Source organism: Streptosporangium sp. CA-135522, from assembly GCF_050949235.1.
GTDB lineage: Bacteria > Actinomycetota > Actinomycetes > Streptosporangiales > Streptosporangiaceae > Streptosporangium.
Genome location: NZ_CP192026.1, coordinates 5,707,933 through 5,727,350 on the forward strand (window position 1 = coordinate 5,707,933; position 19,418 = coordinate 5,727,350).

The window sequence follows — 19,418 nt, forward strand, 5'->3', positions numbered from 1 at the left end:
CGTGACCGACGGTGGTTCGACCGTTCCATCCGGGGCAGGCGGTACACATGCGCGTAGTAGTCGTAGGAGCGAGCGGCAACGTGGGCACGAGCGTGGTGTCCGCCCTTGTCGCCGACCAGAGCGTCACATCCGTCGTGGGCCTGGCCCGCCGGCTGCCGGACTGGCGGCCCGACAAGACCACCTGGCACGCCGTGGACGTCTCCACCGGAGACCTGTCACCGCACTTCGCCGGTGCTGACGCGGTGGTTCATCTGGCCTGGCTGTTCCAGCCCACCCGCGATCCGGTGGCGACCTGGCGGGTCAACGTCCTGGGCAGTTCGAGGGTCTTCGAGGCCGCCGCGCGGCAGAACGTGCCCGTCGTGGTCAACGCGTCGTCGGTGGGCGCCTACTCCCCCGGCCCGAAGGAACGGCCGGTCACCGAGGACTGGCCCACCCACGGCTGGCCGGGCGCCGCCTACGGCCGGGAGAAGGCGTATGTGGAGCGGCTGCTCGACGTGTTCGAGCGGGACCACCCGGACACCAGGGTGGTGCGGATGCGGCCGGGCTTCATCTTCAAACGGGAGGCGGCCACCGAGCAGCGTCGATTGTTCGGAGGTCCGTTCGTGCCCCAGCGGCTGGTGCGGGCCGGCCGCATCCCCTTCGTTCCGGACACGCCCGGGCTCAAATTCCAGGCGGTCCATGCCGAGGACGTCGGCGAGGCCTATCGCCTGGCGGTCACCCGGCCGGTGTCGGGTGCCTTCAACATCGCCGCCGACCCGGTGATCGAACCTTCGGTGCTGGCCGAACTGCTCGGCGCCCGTCTGGTGCCCGTTCCCGGCTGGGTGCTCAGGAACACCGCCGCCCTCGCCTGGCACATGCGCCTGGTCCCCGCCGCGCCCGGACTGGTCGATCTGGTGCTGAGAATGCCGATCATGGACCTCACCCGTGCCCGGACGGAGCTCGGCTGGCAGCCGCGCCACACGGCGGTCGACGCCCTGCGGGAGCTGCTGGAGGGCCTGCGCACCTCGGCGGGCATGGACACCCCGCCCCTGTCGCCCAGTGCCGGCGGTCCCGCGCGGATCGGCGAGCTGGCCAGCGGGATCGGCAGACGACCGTAGGGGTCGCGGTTCCCGCGGGAACCGTGAAGGACGAAACCAGCGTCGAGGACGACGGTTCGATCTTTTCATCAGCGAGGATCGGATGCAGCCGTACCCGGACGGGGATCGGTCCGGGGACCGGCAGGAGGACTCATGACCGGCGACAGCCGTACGGATAAGGATCGACAGCTGGACGAGGCCCGGGTCGACTTCCAGGACACCGTTCTGACGACCGACCAGGGCATCTACAGCCGGGCCACCCTGTTCGGGAACAGCATGTCCGGCTGGGAGAAGGAGCACGTCGTCGCGGCCTTCCGCTTCGAGCTCGGCAAGGCGGCCCACGCCCACGTCCGCGAGGGCGTGATCCACGACCTCGACCACGTCGACCACGACCTGGCCGTCCTGGTCGCCGAGGCGGTCGCCGCGCATCGCCACCCCACGCGCGACACCCGGCGGGTCCCCGCCTGACACGAGTCTGCGAATGTGACAGACGCCTTCGACCGGGCAGGGGATGGGCATGGCAACGCAGCTCTTCCTGGACGGGATCACCTGGCCCGCGCCGGCCGCCGCGGACCGGTCCGGCGCGGAGGGGATCCTCGTCGGCACGGCCTCGTGGACGGATCGGTCACTGCTCGAGTCGGGCTGGTATCCGAACGAGGCGTCCACCCCGGCCGCGCGCCTGGCCTACTACGCGTCGCGGTTCCCGATCGTCGAGGTGGACGCCACCTACTACCATCCGCCGGCGCAGCGCACCGTGGAGGCCTGGCGGGATCGCACGCCGCAGGGGTTCGTCTTCAACATCAAGGCCTTCTCCCTGCTGACCGACCACCCCACCCGGCCCGACTCCCTCTACAAGGACCTGCGCGACAGGCTCGGCACACCGAAACGGGCCCTCTATCTGCGCGATCTCGGGCCGGAGATCATCGAGGAGGTGTGGCAGCGCTTCCTCAGCGCGCTCAGGCCGTTGCACGAGGCGGGCAAGCTGGGGGCGGTGCTCTTCCAGTTTCCGCCCTGGTTCCCGATCGGGCAGGCCGGCAGACGTTACATCCTCGAGTGCGCGCGGCGCTGCGCGCCCATACGCGTCTGCGTCGAATTCCGCAATCGCACCTGGATGGAGGAGGACAACCGCGCCGAGACCCTCGACTTCCTCGCCTCTCACGACATCCCCTACGTCTGCGTCGACATGCCGCAGGGACATTCGTCGTCGATACCGCCGATCCTGGCCGCCACCTCCGACCTCGCCGTGGTCCGTCTGCACGGGCACTCCGACAAGTGGACGAGCAAGAAGGTCGAGGAGCGCTTCGCCTACCTGTACTCCGAAACCGAGCTCGGACGGTGGGCGGGCAGGATCCATGAGCTCGCCGCCGAGGCCTCGACCACCCACGTGCTACTGAACAACTGCTGCGCGGACAACTCGCAGCGCAACGCGGCTCGGCTCATCGCCCTCCTCGCCGCCCCACGGGCGGACCGGACGGTGGGCTGACGCGTCGGCGCCTCGGCGGGCGCCCGGCCGAGACACGACGGGGACACGCGGGGACATATGGGGACACGGTGGGCACCAGGTCGGGACACGGCGGCTCGGCCGGTCACCTCACCCGGCGCTTCGCCTCCGACATGGCGGCCCTGCGCTCGTCGGGGGTGGTTCCTCCCCACACCCCGTACATCTGGTGGGTGTTCAAGGCGTAGTCCAGACAGCGCAGCCGTACCGGACAGCGACGGCAGACGGATTTGGCCTGTTCGTACTGTTCCCGCCCGGGGCCCTCGGAGGACACGGGGAAGAAGAGCTCGGGGTCCTCGTCGAGGCAGGAGGAGCGGCGGGACCAGTGGATGATCGGGATGACGTTGTCCGGGATAGGCATATGCGCGATCCAATGAAGTGGAGAGGTCTCGGCGGTTGGCGGCTCGGCTTGTGGATCGGGTGCCCGCAGAAAACGCATTCATACCTTTTCGGATGAAAAATCACATGGCTTTGACCTCGGTTTTCACGGCGGAGCGGGCATCAGCGGAACCGAAAGGACCGGGGGCCGGTGATCTCGGTGTCGTCGAGGGGGTCGATCAGGTCGTCGTCCTCGCCCAGACCGCTCTCCCTCACCAGCCGCGGGCCCATGTCCCGGACGCGGTCGGCCATGTCCTCCTTGCCGATCGTGTCGAGCGCGGCGCGCAGCTTGGCCAGGGCCCGTCCCATCTCCACGCTCGCCACGTGGGAGAGCGTCGCGGGCAGCGCCCGCCGCAGGCTCTTCACCGCGACGTCCTTGTCGCGCTCGGCCAGCAGGGGCAGGATGTCCGCCAGGGTGGACAGGGCCACCGCGCACGTCTGGTGCTGCCGCGAGGAGGCGCTGACGACCACCAGGTCGATCAGCGCGGCCACGATACGCCGCTGCACGACGTCGTCGTAGACCACCGGCAGCGGCCCGCCGTACGCGCCGGCGTCGGGCACGCCGGCGGCCGCCCAGCGGGCGGACAGGTCCCGCAGGGCGCCGACCGCGGCCAGGGCCACGTCGGGGTTCTGCCGGGTCGAGGTGGCGGCCCAGGCCACGTTGCCGAGTTGCTCGATCGCGTGGTCGGGATCGATGTCGGCGTTGCGGGCCCGGTCGATCGTGACACAGGTCAAGACGCTGTCGGCGATCCGGTCACGCTGCTCGGGGCTGCCGCCTCGGATCCGGGCGACGGTGTCGCCGTAGGCGAGCAGGTCGCCGAGCCGCACCTGGAAGGAGACCTCGACCGCGTCTCCCGTGACGGCCAGCAGTGACTCCAGACGGGCCGTGCTGATGTCGATCACGTATCCCGTGGCGCGGGTGGTCACCACGGTCGGTTCCTCGCCCCTCACCAGCGACCTCGTGCGGGAGCGGGCGAGCAGGGGGATCTGACGCAGCCGCGCCTGGTAGGCCTGCTCCTGGATCGAGCGCACCACGGAGGTGGGACGCATCTGGTCGATCATGAGATATCCCATGAACACCAGCAGGATGAGTGCTCCGGCGGCCAGCACGACCGCCAGGAGAGCGCCCACCCCGGCCCATTCGGGCCGTGAGACGGCCATCACGAGATAGGTGTAGGTGGCGCAGCCGGCGACGTAGCCGAAATAGGCCTGGTTGGCCCTGCGCCGGAGAAACTGGTCGAACACCACCGGCGCCACCGACGTCGCGGTGTGCGAGATCGCCACCAGCAGCGCGGACAGGGTGAGCGTGGTCACCGTCACCAGGCCCGTCGCGATCACGCTCAGCATCTTGATCAGGTTGTCGTGCGGGAACAGTCGCAGGAAGATCACCCTGACGCCGCCGGGCCATTCCGACGAGGAGACGTCCACGAAGACGGCTCCCACCGCCAGCGCCACGAATCCGAGCACCATGAGCAACGGTGTGAGCAGGAACTCCGCCGCGGACAACCGCCAGCGGACGCGGAGGTCCTGTTGGGTGGGCACAAGACGCTGAAGATCGGATATTTCGGACACCGAACGCCATTACCCTCAGCTCCGCGGAACTAACGGTCGGCTCGCGCCGGAGCAAGCAAGCGCACGGTCGTCACGATACGGGCGGGCGGCGTCGGCCGCCCGCCGGGGAAGGCCCCTCTCCTTGCCCTTCCCCGGCTCTCCTCGACCTTCCCCGGCCCGCTCCCGCCCGGCGATCGGCGATCGTTATCCGGCCATCCGCGCCCGCTCGTCGGGGACGCAGTGGGTCATCTTCAGCCCGCTCACATCGCGCGGTCCGTTCTTGCCCAGCTTGGACAGCCGCTCGCGCTCCTCGCCGCTCAGGTCCTGGCTCGCCAGCGGTTCGAGGTGGGCGACATCCTCCGGACCGATCCCGAGCCCCTCGCCGACGCGCAGTCCGAGATCGTCCTCGACCATCAGGAAGTGCCAGACCATGCGCTCCTGGATCGGGCGCACGGCCTGCGACAGCAGGGTGACGAAGTTCAGCACGAGGTCGTCGCGCTCCCACTGCTCCATCAGCAGATAGCGCTGCCCGGCCTGGGCGTAGTCGTTGGTCCGGGGAATGCGCTTGCGGGTCAGGCGGCCGGAGACGACCGGGCCCTGCTCGTCATGGGTGGGATACCGTCCCTCGCGCAGCCCCCCGGTGATGGACGGCTCGTAGTTGACGTGCGGGTTCTCCCCCGCCCCGTCGACGTGATAGGTCATCAGGCCGTCACGCTGGTTGGTGCGCACCTCGGCGTTCTTGGCCTGGTTGACCGGCAGTTGAAGGTAGTTCGGCCCCACCCGGTAGCGCTGGGTGTCGCTGTAGGAGAACGTCCGGCCCACCAGCATCTTGTCGTCGGAGAAGTCGAGCCCGTCGACCAGGACGCCGGTGCCGAAGGAGATCTGCTCGTTCTCGGCGAAGTTGTTGGCCACGTTGCGATCGAGGACCATCCGGCCGACCGGCAGGGCGGGGAAGTCGTTCTCCGGCCACACCTTGGTGTCGTCCAGCGGGTCGAAGTCCAGCTCGGCGTGCTCATCGTCGCTCATGATCTGCACCAGGAGCTCCCACTCGGGGAACTCGCCCCGGTCGATCGCCTCGTGCAGGTCCTTGGTGGCGTGCCCCAGTTCCTCCGCCTGTACGGCGGCCGCGTCGGCGGCGGTCATGCTCCGCACGCCCTGCTTGGGCATCCAGTGGTACTTCACCAGGTGGGTCTGTCCCTCCTGGTTGACCCACCTGTAGGTGTTGACGCCGAATCCCTGCATGTGCCGGTAGTCGGCCGGGATGCCGCGCGGGCTGAACAGGTTCACCAGCATGTGCATGCTCTCCGGCGTCTGCGACATGAAGTCGAAGATCCGGTTGGGCTCCTGCCGGAAGGTCACCGGGTCGGGCTTGAGCGCGTGGATCACGTCGGGGAACTTGATGGCGTCCCGGATGAAGAAGACGGCCAGGTTGTTGCCGACGAGGTCCCAGTTGCCGTCCTCGGTGTAGAACTTCACCGCGAACCCGCGCGGGTCACGGGCCGCCTCGGAGGAGTCCCTGCCGCCGATCACGGTGGAGAACCGCACGGCCAGGTCGGTCCGCTTGCCCGCCTCCTGGAACAGCTTCGCCCTGGTGTAGCGGCCGATGGGCTCCTCGCCCAGCTTGCCGTAGGCCTCGAAGTAGCCGTAGGCGGTCACCCCGCGGGCGTGCACCACGCGCTCGGGGATCCGCTCCCGGTCAAAATGACTGATCTTCTCCAGGAACTGATAGTTCTCCAGCGTGGCCGGGCCTCGCGCGCCGACCGTGCGCTGGTTCTGGTTGTCATAGACCTGGTGCCCCTGCCGGTTGGTCAGCACCGGGCGCTCGTCTCCCGGCTGCGGCCCCATTCTCGACACGTCCGTCATGATGACGTTTCCCTCCTTGCGGCGACCATTTCCGGCGTACCGAATTCTGTCGGCACACGGGGGGTTCCATATCCGACAAAAGTCGGCTTATAGCATTAAAAGAAAAGAATCTCCGCAAGAAGGAAGGGTGCTTGAACGGCGTCCCGTCTCCGCGGCCGGGAGGACGGCGGGTCAGCGGGCCTTCGCCGTGGACTTCCGATTGGCCTTCATGATGGCGTCGACGAGCTGCTCCTTGGTCATCGTGGACCGTCCCTCGACGCCCAGGCGCCTGGCCACGTCGTACAGGTGCTGCTTGGACGCGTTGGCGTCGACCCCCTCGGCGGTCCTGCCCCGCTTCGGAGTGCTCTTGGCCGCCTGCGCGTCGGAGGGGCCCTTCTTCGCCTTCGGCTCCCAGTGGTCGCCGACCTTCTCGAAGGAGTGCTTCAACGCGGCGAAGGCCGTACGGTGGGCCCGCTCCCCCTCGCCGTAGGTCTCCACCGCCGAGTCGTGGGCCTTGATCCAGGTGTCCCGCGCTTTCTTGGAGGAGCGCTGCAGGGTCGACGGCAGTTCTTCTCGTGCCGGCATCTTCGGTTCACCTCTCTCGCTTCTCGCTTCTCGATGGCCCCATGCCCTCGCCGTCGGCGTTCATGTCACCGCTTTTCCCTGACCGCCGGACGCCGCGGGTTCCCGGCTCCGCGCAGAAGAGCTCGCCGTCGACGCTCACGGTGATCGGCGGGTGAGCGGCCGGGACGAAGACCGACTGTCCTCGCTTCAGCCGAAGGCGGTCCACCCGGGCCGTGCCCCCGGTGCACAGGAGGATGCGGGGCGTCCCGCCCGTCAGGTGCCGTTCGCCGTCGCGATGAACGCGACGGAGCCGGAACTCCGGCGAGCACGTCCCGGGCTTCGAGGACGCCGCGGCGCAGCTCGCCCCGCGAGGCGGCACGGGAGCGCCGGAAGCGGTTTCCGGACGCGGCAGGGCACCCTCTAGGGTCGAGCCATGACACTGCGCGTGGTGATCGCCGACGACGAGGACCTGATCCGTGCGGGTCTGAAGATCATCATCGACTCCGAGGCCGACCTCACCGTGGTCGGCGAGGCGGCCGACGGCGCCGCCGTCGTGCCGGTGGTGCGCCGGCAGCGGCCGGACGTGGTGCTGATGGATGTGCGGATGCCCGCCGTGGACGGCATCCAGGCCACCCGCCGGCTGGCCTCGCTGCCCGAGCCGCCCAAGGTCGTCGTGGTCACCACCTTCGAAAACGACGACTACGTCTACGAGGCGTTGCAGGCCGGTGCGAGCGGCTTCCTGCTCAAGCGCACCCGCCCCGCCGAGCTGGTCCAGGCCATCCGGACGGTGGCCGCCGGCGACTCCCTGCTGTTCCCCGCCGCCATTCGCGACCTCGCCACCCGGCACCGGGGCAGCCGGGCCGTCCCCGGCATCGACCGGCTGACCTCGCGGGAGGGCGACGTGCTGCGCCTGATGACCCTCGGTCTGTCCAACGGGGAGATCGCCGCCGAACTGGTCGTCAGCATGGAGACGGTGAAGACCCACGTGGGCAACGTGCTGGCCAAGCTGGAGGCCCGCGACCGCACCCAGGCCGTCATCACCGCCTACGAGTCAGGCTTCGTCTCCCCGCGCTGAGGCGGCCACCCCGGCGCCCAGGACGTGGGCCGGGGCGTCGCGCATGCCGGCGAGGCCGACGAGGCCGAGGCACGGGACCGGCCGCCCTAGATGGGCGGGCCGTCGTCCTCGTCGCCCGGCCGCGGCCCCGGAGACCCCGTCCCGCTCCGCGAGGAGGAGGGGGAGGGCGACGTGGTGGGCTGACCCGGCTCCGGCGACGCCGGGACGGGCGGCGGGGTCGGCACGAAGCTCGTCGCCGGCAGCGGCTTCGGCGGCGGCTGGACCTCCTCGTCCCTGCGCAGCAGCAGCCAGGCCATCACGGCCAGCAGCACCAGTAGCACGGTCAGCACGACACCTGCGACGATCACCGACCGGCGGGTCTCGACGGGCGGCGGCGCGCCCTTCGGCGGCGGGGGCAGCGCGGGCGAACGGTCGCTCACCCAGTGCGGCGCGAAGTCCGGGCCGTGTCGTTCCCCGATGAGCGTGCCGCGCACCAGCACCGGCTCCAGGAAGCGCTCGGCCCCCGCCCGATCCGGCTCGTACGGCGTGGCCACCCACGGCGCGCTGCCGCCGTCCATGGCCAGCACCTGCGGAGTCACGTCGGCCACCGCGGTACGGCCCCGCGTCGCCCTTGCCACCCAGCCCCGCACCCCCGAACGGCTGGCCGCCGCCTCGCGGATCCCGGTGACGAACCGGTCGCGCGCCGCCGGGTCGAGCGCGGCGCCTCGGGTCAGCACCGCGACCGAGACCGCCCGGCCGTCGGCGCCCTGCCCGAGGTAGACCAGCCCCGCGGGGCCCACCCGCAGGCGGGCCTGCAGGATGAAGGGCCCGAGCTGGGGCGGGTCACCGTACTGGAGCGGACTGGCCACGCTGCCATGAAAGCACACGACGGCGATCACGCCGCCGCCCGTGCGGGTGCTGACATGAAACTCCGGTGGGTACTAACAGGAAACACACGACCGGCCGGCTGTGCGGCCCCGCATTTCGTTTGGTGGAATATCAACATGACCGTCGCCGAAGAACTGCCGAGCGAGACCGACACCGGACTGCTGCGCGAGGCCCTGGCCGAGGTCCGGCGGGTCATCGTGGGCCAGGAGCACATGGTGGAACGGCTCCTGGTGGCGCTCCTCGCCCGCGGGCACTGCTTGCTGGAGGGGGTGCCGGGCGTCGCCAAGACCCTGGCCGCCTCCACGTTGGCCACCGTGGTGGGCGGTGACTTCGCCCGCATCCAGTTCACCCCCGACCTGGTCCCCAGTGACATCGTGGGGACCCGCGTCTACCACCCTTCCCGTGAGTCGTTCGACATCGAACTGGGCCCGGTGTTCGTCAACTTCCTGCTCGCCGACGAGATCAACCGGGCCCCGGCCAAGGTACAGTCCGCGCTGCTGGAGGTCATGGCCGAGCGGCAGGTGTCCCTGGCCGGGCAGACCCATCCGCTGCCCAGGCCGTTCATCGTGCTGGCCACCCAGAACCCGATCGAGTCCGAGGGCGTCTACCCGCTCCCGGAGGTCCAGCGCGACCGGTTCCTGTTCAAGATACGCGTCACCCATCCCAACGCCCATGAGGAGCTGGAGATCCTGCACCGGATGAGCGTGGCCCCTCCCACTCCCAGAGCGGTGCTCGATCCGGCGCGGCTGATCGCGCTGCAGGCGATGACCGACCAGGTCTCGGTGCACCAGCTCGTCGCCGACTACGTGGTCCGGCTGGTGATGGCCACCCGCTCCCCCGGCGAGTACGGCCTGACCGAACTGGCGGAGAACATCGAGATCGGGGTCAGCCCCCGCGCCACGCTCGGCCTGGTCGCCGCCGGGCGCGGACTGGCCCTGCTGCGGGGCCGCGACTACCTGCTTCCCGACGACATCCGCGACGTGGCCGTGGACGTGATGTCCCACCGGCTGATGCTCACCTTCGACGCGCTGGCCGACGGGGTCGACCCCGAGGACGTGGTCAGGCAGATCCTGGCCGTCGTGCCGCCGCCCCTGGTGGTGTGGAACCAGGGTTCCCGGTGACCACGGCCGCCGACACCGCCGAGCAGGCGCTGCGCCGGCTCGAACTGACCATCGTCCGCCGGCTGGACGGGCTGCTGCACGGCTCCTACCAGGGGCTCCTGCCGGGCCCGGGCAGCGAGTACGGCGACAGCCGGGTCTACGTCCCCGGCGAGGACGACATCCGGCGGATGGACTGGGCGGTGACCGCCCGCACGACCGTCCCGCACGTGCGCGATCTGATCGCCGACAGGGAGCTGGAGACCTGGGCGCTGGCCGACCTGTCACCCAGCATGGATTTCGGCACCGCCCGGATGGAGAAGCGGGATCTGGTGGTGGCCGCGATCGGCGCGATCGGTTTCCTGACGGGGCGGATCGGCAACCGCTTCGGCACCTACGTCCTGCATGACGAGTACGTCCACCGGATGCCCGCCAGGGGCGGCCGGCCCGCCCTGTACGGCCTGCTGCACTCGCTGATGGAGGCGCCCCGGGGCCGCCCCGTCGCCGACGCGCCCGACCTGGCCGAGGCGATCGGGGTGCTGGCCTCGGCCCGCCGGCGGCACGGCCTGCGGGTGATCGTCTCCGACTTCCTGGACGCCGAGCCCACCCTCGACCCCCGCCTGGAGCTGCCCTGGGAGCGGCCGATCCGCCGCCTGGCCGCCCGCCACCAGGTGCTGGCCATCGAGGTGATCGACCCGCGCGAGCTGGAACTGCCCGCGGTGGGACTGATCGACCTGATCGACCCGGAGTCCGGGCGGAGCCGCCGGATACAGCTCACCTCCAGGGTCCGCGCGGCCTACGCCGAGGCGGCCGCCGCGCAACGGGCGACGACGGGGATGGCGCTGCGCCGTTGCGGGGTGGCGCACCTGGTGCTGCGCACCGACCGTGACTGGATCCTCGACCTCGCCCAGTTCGTGCTGCGGCAACGGCGCATGGCGCACCTGACGCACCGGCGCCCGACTCCAGGAGCGACGCGGTGACCTTCCTCTCTCCGGCCCTGCTGTGGTTGTTCGCCGCGCTCGCCCTGGTCGTGGCGGGCTACGTGGCCGCCCAGTTCGCCCGGCGGCGCTACGCGGTGCGCTTCACCAACCTGCCGTTGCTGGCGCTGGTGGCCCCCTCGGGGCCCGGCTGGCGCCGGCACGTCGTCCCCGCGCTGTTCCTGCTGATGATGAGCCTGCTCATCATCGGCGCGGCCCGGCCGGCGGACTCGGTGCGGGTTCCTCGCGACCGCGCGACCATCATCATCGCGCTGGACGTCTCGCTGTCGATGGAGGCCTCCGACGTCCGGCCCAACCGGATCACCGCGGCCAAGGAGGCCGCCCAGAAGTTCGTCAAGGACCTGCCGGAACGCTTCAACGTCGGGCTGGTGGCCTTCGCCCGCTCCGCCTCGGTCGTGGTCTCCCCCACCACCGACCACCAGGCGGTGTCGACCTCGCTCGGCAGCCTGACCACCCGGGCCGGCACCGCCATCGGCGAGGCGGTGTTCAACTCCCTCGACTCGATCCGCTCCTTCGACCAGCAGGCGATCACCGATCCGCCGCCCGCGGCCATCGTCTTGCTGTCCGACGGGGACAACACCTCCGGCAGGTCGGTGGCCGAGGCGATCGACGCGGCGACGAGCGCACGCGTGCCGATCTCCACGATCGCCTACGGCACGCAGGAGGGCACCGTCTCGATCGACGGCCGCGACGTGAACGTGCCGGTGAACAAGGCCACGCTGCAGACCCTGTCGGAAGGCACCTCCGGCCGGGCCTACGAGGCGGAGTCCGGCACCCAGCTCCGCGAGGTCTACGAGCAGATCGGCACCTCGCTGGGCTACCGGACGGTCCACCAGGAGATCAGCCAGCGATTCGTCGTGGCGGCGCTGCTGACCGGCCTGCTGGTCGCCGTCTCGGCGCTGCTGACGGGGTCGCGGCTGCCCTGACCGGCTCCCGACCATTGGTAACGTTCTACGACGTGGCACATTACTTCGAGGAGCGTCCCGAGACCGCCAGCCGTCCCGGCTCGGTCACGCTCGTGCTCCCCGACCTCCATCTGAAGCTGGAGACCGACAGCGGGGTCTTCTCTCCCGAGCGGGTCGACCAGGGCACCCGGATCCTGCTGGAGACGGTGCCTCCTCCCCCGGCCGGAGGCGACCTGCTCGACCTGGGCTGCGGATACGGGCCGATCGCGCTGACGATGGCCACGCGCGCGCCCGGGGCGACGGTCTGGGCGGTGGACGTCAACCGCCGGTCGGTGGAGTTGTGCGCCAGGAACGCCCGAGCCGCCGGCCTTGACAAAGTAAGGTCAGTGCACGTCGACGAGGTGCCGCCGGAGGTGCGCTTCTCGGCCATCTGGTCCAACCCGGCGATCCGCATCGGCAAGGCCGCGATGCACGAGATGCTGACCCGGTGGCTGTCGCGACTCACCCCGGACGGCGCCGCCCATCTGGTGGTGCAAAAGCATCTGGGATCCGACTCCCTGCAGCGCTGGCTGAACGAGCAGGGCTGGCCCACCACCCGCGTGGCCTCCCGCTCCTCCTACCGGATCCTCCAGGTGCGAGCCCGGCCGGGCGAGTCCGGCCCGGCGAGTCCGGCTTGACGGGTCCGGCTTGATCTCGGCCCGGTGAGTCCGGTTCGATGAGCCCCGCGCGGCGAGCCCCGCGCGGGAAGTGGCACGGCGGGCGAGGCACGAGCCCCCCGCGGAACGAACGAGAAACGGTGAACGAACGATGACTGCAAACCCGCGCAGGCAGCTGCGGCCGACCGACGTCAAGCGGCTCAACCGCACCTGGCGCAGGAACACCGAGGGGCGGCTCGCCCTGATCGTGGAGTCGGTGACCGGTCCGTTCAACATCGGTTCCATCTTCCGTACGGCCGCCGCCTTCGGGGTGGAGCGGATCTGGCTGGCCGGCAACGCCACTCCCCCGACCAACCCGAAGGCGCAGAAGACCGCCCTGGGCACCGACCGCCTGGTGGCCTGGGAGGAACCGGTGCCGGCGGTGGAGGCCGTACGAGCCGCCAAGGACGACGGGTTCACCGTCGTGGCGGTGGAGCTGACCGGAGACGCCGCGCCGCTGCACGAGGCGAGGCTCGGCGGCGACGTGTGCCTGGTGGTGGGCAGCGAGGACCACGGCTGCTCTCCGGCGCTGCTGGAGGCCGCCGACGGCGTCTGCTACATCCCGCAGGTCGGCCGGGTGGGCTCGTTCAACGTCGCGGTCGCCACCGCGATCACGCTGGCCGAGGTCCGCCGCCGGGAGTGGTCCGGCAGGGAGACGCCCGCCGGGGAGTGAGGGTGGCCGGGCCCGTGACCTAAACGTTCACCCGCCCGCGATGACGAGCTACGCTCATACCGGGCATACTCCTGCACGTGCAGCGCCGATACCCCTTCCTCGACCATCCCGGTCCGCTCGCCTTCGCCCACCGGGGCGGAGCCGCCGAGGGCCGGGAGAACACCCATGCCGCGTTCGCGCGTGCCGTGGAGCTCGGCTACACCTATCTGGAGACCGATGCGCACGCCACCGCCGACGGGGTGCTGCTGGCCTTCCACGACCACACCCTGGACCGGGTGACCGATCGGCGCGGCCGCATCGCCGACCTGCCCTACCGCCTGGTGCGTGAGGCGCGGATCGGTGGCGTGGACGAGATCCCCCGCATGGACGACCTGCTGGGCTCCTGGCCGCAGGCGCGCTTCAACATCGACGTCAAGGAGGCCGCGGCCATCGCTCCGCTGGCCGAGGCGATCAAGCGGGTCAACGCCTACGACAGGGTCTGCCTGACCTCCTTCTCCGACGAGCGGCTGTCTCGCGCCCGCGCCGCGGTCGGCCGCGAGGTGTGCTCCTCGCTCGGGCCGCGCGGCGTCGCGGCCCTGCGGGCGGCCGCGGCCACCTCCGGCTACGGCCGCCTGCTCGCCCGCCTGGCCCGCGCCGGGGTGCCCTGCGCCCAGGTGCCGCTGGGCTTTCACGGCCTGCGCGTCGCCACGGCCTCCCTGGTCCGCACGGCGCACGCCCTCGGCATGCAGATCCACGTGTGGACCATCAACGACACCCGGGTGATGGGCCGTCTGCTCGATCTCGGCGTGGACGGCGTGATGACCGACAACATCTCCGGCCTGCGTGAGGTCCTGGAGGCGCGCGGCCAGTGGCACCCCGGCCGGCTCGCCGCGTGAGCCGCGCCACCGGGATTTCGTGAACCGTACCTGCGAGACATCGTGCACCGCACCCCCGTGACATCCGGGATATCCCGGATGTCCCCCCAGCGAACCGAGGACTGCCCATGACCGCCGAACAGGTCGTCGAGGACTCCCCCCAGGCCCGCCGTCGCGAGCAGCGCGGCTGGTACTTCTACGACTGGGCGAACTCCGCCTTCAACTCCACGGTCCTGACGGTCTTCCTCGGCCCGTATCTGACGACGATCGCCGAGACCGCCGCCCAGGGCCGCCCGTACGTGGACGTGCTCGGGTTCGACGTGCGGCCCAGCGCCTATTACTCCTTCGTGGTGGGCGCGGCGGCCATCCTGCAGATCGTCCTGATGCCCGTCGCGGGAGCCCTGGCCGACCACACCGGCCGCAAGAAGGAGCTCATGGGCCTGTTCGCCTACATCGGCGCCGGAGCCACGATCTGCTTCTGGTTCCTGTCCGGTGGACGCTACCTCCTCGGCGGGGCGCTGTTCGTGATCGCCAACCTGGGCTTCGCCGCGGCGTTCGTCATCTACAACTCGTTCCTGCCGGAGATCTCCACCGCGGACGAGCGCGACAGGGTCTCCGCCCAGGGCTGGGGTTTCGGCTACCTCGGCGGCGGCCTGCTGCTGGCCGTCAACCTCGCCCTCTTCCTCGGGCACGAGTCCCTCGGCGTCTCCGAGGGCGAGGCCGTGCGCATCTGCCTGTCCTCGGCCGGTCTGTGGTGGGCAGGGTTCACGGTCATCCCCATGCTGCGGCTGCGCAACCGGCGCGCGCTCGCCTCGGGCGCCGAGAGCGTCGGACAGGCCGTGGCCGGTTCCTTCCGGCAGCTCGGCCGCACGATCGCGGAACTGCGTCGCTATCCGCTGACACTGGGGTTCCTGGTCGCCTACCTGATCTACAACGACGGCGTGCAGACCGTCATCTCCTTCTCGGCCACCTACGCCGACAAGGAGCTGGGACTGAGCCAGACCGTGCGGATCGCGGCGATCCTGATGGTGCAGTTCGTCGCCTTCGGCGGCGCCCTGCTGCTGGGCCGGCTCGCCGCCTCCTACGGGGCCAAGCGCGTCGTGCTGGGCGCTCTGGTCGGCTGGACGATCGTGGTGGGGGTGGCCTACTTCCTTCCCAGGGGCTCGGCGCTGCCGTTCTTCGCCCTCGGGTTCGCCATCGCGATCGTGATGGGCGGCACCCAGGCCCTGTCGCGGTCGCTGTTCTCACATGTGATCCCGGCGGGCAAGGAGGCGGAGTACTACAGCCTGTACGAGATCAGCGACAAGGGATCGACGTTTCTCGGCTCGTTCACCCTCGGTCTGGCGCTCCAGCTGACCGACAGCTATCGCCTCGGCATCGTCTCACTGATCATCTTCTTCGTGCTCGGCTTCGTCCTGCTGGCCGCCGTCAACCTGCCCAAGGCCATCCGGGAGGCCGGGAACACGGTGCCGGAACGCATCTGACGACCCCTCCGAAAGAGCCTCATCGCAGACCGGGTCAAGAACGCGCGATTGGATCACCCCGTGTGTGGGAATCCACACACGGTATCAAGCGTTGTACGCCGTGGGAGACGAACCCCTCACGACGGGGCCCTCAGGAGGCATTGAGACATGGGCGAGCGTGCGCTACGCGGTACCCGACTCGGGGCGACCAGCTACGAGAACGACCGCAACACCGATCTGGCTCCGCGCCAGGAGGTGTCCTACACCTGCCCGAAGGGCCATCGATTCGACGTTCCGCTCGCCGCCGAGGCCGAGATCCCGGCGACCTGGGAGTGCCGCATGTGCGGTGCGACCGCCATCCGGGTGGACGGCGAGCTGCCGGAGGCCAAGAAGGCCAAGCCCCCGCGGACACACTGGGACATGCTGCTGGAGCGCCGCACGATCGAGGACCTGGAGGAAGTGCTCAACGAGCGCCTGGCGATTCTACGCGCCCAGCGCCGCAAGAGCGCCTGACCGGCTCGGAAGACCCCGGCCCCGCGAGGGGAGCCGGGGTCTTCTCCGTTTTCACGCCCTGCCGCCCGGGGCCGGCGGGCCGGACCGCCCTCATGAGTGGACCGTAAGTGGACCAGCCGACCGGCCCGGTATTGGATCTCGGGGTCGGCTCACCGCTCATCTACGGTCGCCTCATGAGCATCGACACTCCCGCCGTGGACGCGGCGCGCGCGACGGCCGCCGAGAGAGCCGCGACGATCCGTGCGCTGCACGTACCGGGCAACCCGCTGGTGCTGCCCAATGTCTGGGACGCCGCGTCGGCCCGCGCCGTCGAGGCCGCGGGATTCCCGGTGGTCGCCACCGGCAGCGCCGCGGTCGCCTCGGCCCTCGGATACGACGACGGGCAGGCGACGCCGGTCGAGGAGATGCTGGCCGCGATCGCCCGCATCGTCCGGGCGGTCGGCGTTCCCGTCACCGCCGATCTGGAGCGCGGCTACGGGATGGAGCCGGCGGAGCTGGTGGAGCGGCTCGTCGCCACCGGCGCGGCCGGCTGCAACCTGGAGGACTCCGATCCTCGCACGGGCGAGATGGTCGACGCCGGCGAGCAGGCCGCCTTCCTGTCCGCCGTCCGCGCGGCGGCCTCCGACGCGGGCACCGACCTGGTGATCAACGCCCGCGTCGACACCTACCTGCGCGATGTCGGGACTCCGGCCGACAGGCTCGCCGAATCGGTCCGGCGGGGGCGCGACTACCTGCGGGCCGGCGCCGACTGCGTCTACCCGATCCTCGCTTTCGGGGCCGCCGAGATCGGGACACTGGCCGGGGAGATCGGCGGTCCGATCAATGTCATGTTCCGCCCCGGCACGCCCTCGTTGGAGGAGCTGGCCGCGCTCGGCGTGGCCCGCGTGAGCTACGGCCCCGGCCTGCACCGGGCCGTGGAGTCCTACACCGCCCGGATGGCCGCGGCCATCCGGGCCGGTCGCAGCCCGTACGAACCGGACCTGCCGTGTCCACCCGCCTAAAATGCTCCCATGCGCGATCTTGGTGAAGACCCGCGGCCGGCCCGCGGCGCGGTCCGGGAGGTTCACGATGTGGACCGGGCGGCGACCCTCGACTACTCCCCCGACCTGGACGGACTCGCCGACCCAGGTGAGATCGTCTGGGCCTGGGTCCCCTACGAGGAGGACCCGATCCGGGGCAAGGACCGGCCGTTGCTGGTCATCGGCCGTCACGGGCGGCGGCTGCTCGCGATGATGCTCTCCAGCCGTGGCGGCGACGGCGATCCCCGCGAATGGCTGGAGGTCGGCTCCGGCGTCTGGGACCGGGACGACCGGGTCTCCCACCTGCGTCTGGACCGGGTCTTCGAGCTCGCTGAGGGCGAGATCCGGCGCGAGGGGGCGGTGCTGGAGCGCGACCGGTTCGCCCGCGTCGCCGCCGTGCTGAGGAGCGCACACGGCTGGGCGGCCGACGGATAACGCTCCGCTTCTCTGCCGCGCCCCCTCCCGGCAGGCGCGGCCTGCACCCTCGGCCCCGTCGCCGAGCGAGCCCGGCGCGCCTACGTCAAACACGCATGGCGTAGCGCCGGTCAGTCGGCCCGGACACCGAAAACCCTGCCACCGCCGACACCGCGATCCCCGATCGCTTTGCATGGCCATGCGGGAGGGTGCATACTTCTACGCATGTCTAAGGTGCTTACCTCTCTCCCCGTCGGCGAACGCATCGGGATCGCCTTCTCCGGCGGTCTGGACACCTCGGTGGCGGTCGCATGGATGCGCGAGAAGGGTGCGGTGCCGTGCACCTACACCGCCGACCTCGGCCAGTACGACGAGCCCGACGTCGCCTCGGTACCCGGGCGCGCCACGGCGTACGGCGCGGAGGTCGCCCGAGTGGTCGACTGCCGGGTGGCTCTGGTGGAGGAGGGGCTCGCGGCCCTGGCCTGCGGGGCGTTCCATATCCGCTCCGGTGGCCGCACCTACTTCAACACCACGCCGCTCGCGCGGGCCGTCACGGGCACCCTGCTGGTGCGCGCGATGCTCGAGGACGACGTGCAGATCTGGGGGGACGGCTCCACCTTCAAGGGCAACGACATCGAGCGGTTCTACCGTTACGGGCTGCTGGCCAACCCGTCCTTGCGGATCTACAAGCCGTGGCTGGACGCCGACTTCGTCAGCGAGCTCGGTGGACGCAAGGAGATGTCCGAGTGGCTGCTCGCCCACGGCCTGCCCTATCGCGACAGCACGGAGAAGGCCTACTCCACCGACGCGAACATCTGGGGCGCGACCCACGAGGCCAAGGCGCTCGAGCACCTCGACGCGGGCATCGAGATCGTCGAGCCGATCATGGGCGTGCGGTTCTGGGACTCCGCCGTCGAGATCGCCTCCGAGGACGTCACGATCGGCTTCGCGCAGGGCCGGCCGGTGACGATCAACGGCAAGGAGTTCGCCTCCGCCGTCGACCTGGTGCTGGAGGCCAACACCATCGGCGGCCGGCACGGCATGGGCATGTCCGACCAGATCGAGAACCGGGTCATCGAGGCCAAGAGCCGGGGCATCTACGAGGCGCCGGGCATGGCGTTGCTGCACGCCGCGTACGAGCGGCTGGTCAACGCGATCCACAACGAGGACACCCTTGTCAGCTACCACAACGAGGGACGGCGGCTGGGCAGGCTGCTGTACGAAGGCCGCTGGCTGGACCCGCAGGCGCTGATGCTGCGCGAGTCACTGCAGCGCTGGGTCGGGACGGCGGTCACCGGCGAGGTGACCCTGCGACTGCGGCGCGGTGAGGACTACTCCATCCTGGACACCTCCGGACCGGCGTTCAGCTACCACCCGGACAAGCTCTCCATGGAGCGGACCGAGGACTCCGCCTTCGGGCCGGTCGACCGCATCGGCCAACTGACCATGCGCAACCTCGACATCGCCGACTCCCGCGCCAAGCTCGAGCAGTACGCCGCGCTCGGCATGGTCGGCAGCCGGCACCCGACCTTGATCGGTACCGCGCAGGCGGCCTCGACCGGGCTGATCGGCGCGATGCCGGAGGGCGGGGCCGAGACGATCGCCTCCCGCGGAGAGGCTCCTGGCGACGACGAACTGCTCGATCACGCCGCGATGGAGTTCGGCACCGACTGACCGGCCTCAGCGGGGACGGTCTCGGTCGCCCGGCACTGACGACGTCGCGGGTCGCCCACAGGATCATTCGCCGGTGGGCGACACCGACGAGCAGCCCGCCGTAGCCCCAGAGGGAGCCGTAGTCCCAGAGGGACCAGCCGGTTCGGACAGGCCGGTCCCTCACTCCACCGAGCTCCCCACAGCCGCCGACGGGTGCGGATCACGCCAGGTCCATCTCCCGGTCTCCGGCTGCTCCCGACCGGTATTCCGCTCGCCCAGCGGA

General features: G+C 70.6%; 20 protein-coding genes. 15 read left to right on the plus strand and 5 right to left on the minus strand.

What is annotated here, in order from left to right:
* Positions 1-47 precede the first annotated feature (47 nt).
* The 3 genes from ACQPYK_RS27135 to ACQPYK_RS27145 all read left to right on the plus strand — a co-directional run bounded on the left by ACQPYK_RS27135 (position 48) and on the right by ACQPYK_RS27145 (position 2,559).
* On the plus strand, positions 48-1,097 hold the full coding sequence (locus ACQPYK_RS27135) for an NAD-dependent epimerase/dehydratase family protein (RefSeq protein WP_433236466.1): 1,050 nt from the start codon (positions 48-50) through the stop codon (positions 1,095-1,097).
* 132 nt (positions 1,098-1,229) lie between these two features.
* Positions 1,230-1,544 (plus strand): catalase-related domain-containing protein, encoded by a 315-nt coding sequence (locus ACQPYK_RS27140; RefSeq protein ID WP_433236469.1) that lies wholly within the window; start codon positions 1,230-1,232, stop codon positions 1,542-1,544.
* Positions 1,545-1,593: 49 nt separating this feature from the next.
* Positions 1,594-2,559, plus strand: a complete 966-nt coding sequence (locus ACQPYK_RS27145) for a DUF72 domain-containing protein (RefSeq protein WP_433236472.1) — start codon at positions 1,594-1,596, stop codon at positions 2,557-2,559.
* A gap of 103 nt (positions 2,560-2,662) precedes the next feature.
* Here ACQPYK_RS27145 and ACQPYK_RS27150 read toward each other — a convergent pair whose 3' ends face one another.
* The 4 genes from ACQPYK_RS27150 to ACQPYK_RS27165 all read right to left on the minus strand — a co-directional run bounded on the left by ACQPYK_RS27150 (position 2,663) and on the right by ACQPYK_RS27165 (position 6,930).
* Complete coding sequence (locus ACQPYK_RS27150; protein WP_433236475.1) at positions 2,663-2,935, minus strand: WhiB family transcriptional regulator; 273 nt, start codon at positions 2,933-2,935, stop codon at positions 2,663-2,665.
* Between the two features lie 140 nt (positions 2,936-3,075).
* Positions 3,076-4,494 carry a DUF2254 family protein gene (locus tag ACQPYK_RS27155; RefSeq protein ID WP_433236478.1) on the minus strand — a complete coding sequence of 473 codons (1,419 nt, stop codon included), beginning with the start codon at positions 4,492-4,494 and terminating at the stop codon, positions 3,076-3,078.
* Positions 4,495-4,707: 213 nt separating this feature from the next.
* Complete coding sequence (locus ACQPYK_RS27160; RefSeq protein WP_433236481.1) at positions 4,708-6,366, minus strand: catalase; 1,659 nt, start codon at positions 6,364-6,366, stop codon at positions 4,708-4,710.
* A gap of 171 nt (positions 6,367-6,537) precedes the next feature.
* On the minus strand, positions 6,538-6,930 hold the full coding sequence (locus ACQPYK_RS27165) for a ChaB family protein (protein WP_433236484.1): 393 nt from the start codon (positions 6,928-6,930) through the stop codon (positions 6,538-6,540).
* Positions 6,931-7,342: 412 nt separating this feature from the next.
* Here ACQPYK_RS27165 and ACQPYK_RS27170 point away from each other — a divergent pair, with 412 nt between their 5' ends.
* Positions 7,343-7,984 (plus strand): response regulator, encoded by a 642-nt coding sequence (locus tag ACQPYK_RS27170; protein WP_433236487.1) that lies wholly within the window; start codon positions 7,343-7,345, stop codon positions 7,982-7,984.
* 86 nt (positions 7,985-8,070) lie between these two features.
* Here ACQPYK_RS27170 and ACQPYK_RS27175 read toward each other — a convergent pair whose 3' ends face one another.
* Positions 8,071-8,832, minus strand: coding sequence for a hypothetical protein (locus ACQPYK_RS27175; protein ID WP_433236489.1), 762 nt, complete (start codon positions 8,830-8,832; stop codon positions 8,071-8,073).
* Between the two features lie 135 nt (positions 8,833-8,967).
* Here ACQPYK_RS27175 and ACQPYK_RS27180 point away from each other — a divergent pair, with 135 nt between their 5' ends.
* From ACQPYK_RS27180 to argG, 11 genes are all read left to right on the plus strand, one after another.
* Positions 8,968-9,972 carry an AAA family ATPase gene (locus tag ACQPYK_RS27180; protein ID WP_433236492.1) on the plus strand — a complete coding sequence of 335 codons (1,005 nt, stop codon included), beginning with the start codon at positions 8,968-8,970 and terminating at the stop codon, positions 9,970-9,972.
* Positions 9,969-10,928, plus strand: coding sequence for a DUF58 domain-containing protein (locus ACQPYK_RS27185; RefSeq protein ID WP_433236495.1), 960 nt, complete (start codon positions 9,969-9,971; stop codon positions 10,926-10,928). The genes ACQPYK_RS27180 and ACQPYK_RS27185 overlap by 4 nt, the downstream gene beginning before the upstream one ends.
* Entirely contained in the window at positions 10,925-11,872 is a 948-nt protein-coding gene (locus tag ACQPYK_RS27190; RefSeq protein WP_433236499.1) for a VWA domain-containing protein, read from the plus strand. Before ACQPYK_RS27185 ends, ACQPYK_RS27190 begins: the two co-directional genes overlap by 4 nt.
* Before the next feature lie 32 nt (positions 11,873-11,904).
* Positions 11,905-12,528, plus strand: a complete 624-nt coding sequence (locus ACQPYK_RS27195) for a class I SAM-dependent methyltransferase (protein WP_433236502.1) — start codon at positions 11,905-11,907, stop codon at positions 12,526-12,528.
* Between the two features lie 130 nt (positions 12,529-12,658).
* Positions 12,659-13,219, plus strand: a complete 561-nt coding sequence (locus ACQPYK_RS27200) for an RNA methyltransferase (protein WP_433236505.1) — start codon at positions 12,659-12,661, stop codon at positions 13,217-13,219.
* 77 nt (positions 13,220-13,296) lie between these two features.
* Positions 13,297-14,094, plus strand: a complete 798-nt coding sequence (locus tag ACQPYK_RS27205; RefSeq protein ID WP_433236508.1) for a glycerophosphodiester phosphodiesterase family protein — start codon at positions 13,297-13,299, stop codon at positions 14,092-14,094.
* 107 nt (positions 14,095-14,201) lie between these two features.
* Positions 14,202-15,557 (plus strand): MFS transporter, encoded by a 1,356-nt coding sequence (locus tag ACQPYK_RS27210; protein ID WP_433236511.1) that lies wholly within the window; start codon positions 14,202-14,204, stop codon positions 15,555-15,557.
* A gap of 147 nt (positions 15,558-15,704) precedes the next feature.
* Positions 15,705-16,049, plus strand: a complete 345-nt coding sequence (locus ACQPYK_RS27215) for an RNA polymerase-binding protein RbpA (protein ID WP_012892001.1) — start codon at positions 15,705-15,707, stop codon at positions 16,047-16,049.
* A gap of 173 nt (positions 16,050-16,222) precedes the next feature.
* Positions 16,223-17,050, plus strand: a complete 828-nt coding sequence (locus tag ACQPYK_RS27220) for an isocitrate lyase/PEP mutase family protein (protein ID WP_433236516.1) — start codon at positions 16,223-16,225, stop codon at positions 17,048-17,050.
* A gap of 9 nt (positions 17,051-17,059) precedes the next feature.
* Positions 17,060-17,503 carry a type II toxin-antitoxin system PemK/MazF family toxin gene (locus ACQPYK_RS27225; RefSeq protein WP_433236519.1) on the plus strand — a complete coding sequence of 148 codons (444 nt, stop codon included), beginning with the start codon at positions 17,060-17,062 and terminating at the stop codon, positions 17,501-17,503.
* A gap of 204 nt (positions 17,504-17,707) precedes the next feature.
* Entirely contained in the window at positions 17,708-19,156 is a 1,449-nt protein-coding gene (gene argG / locus ACQPYK_RS27230) for an argininosuccinate synthase (protein ID WP_433236522.1), read from the plus strand.
* The last annotated feature ends 262 nt before the right edge of the window (positions 19,157-19,418 follow it).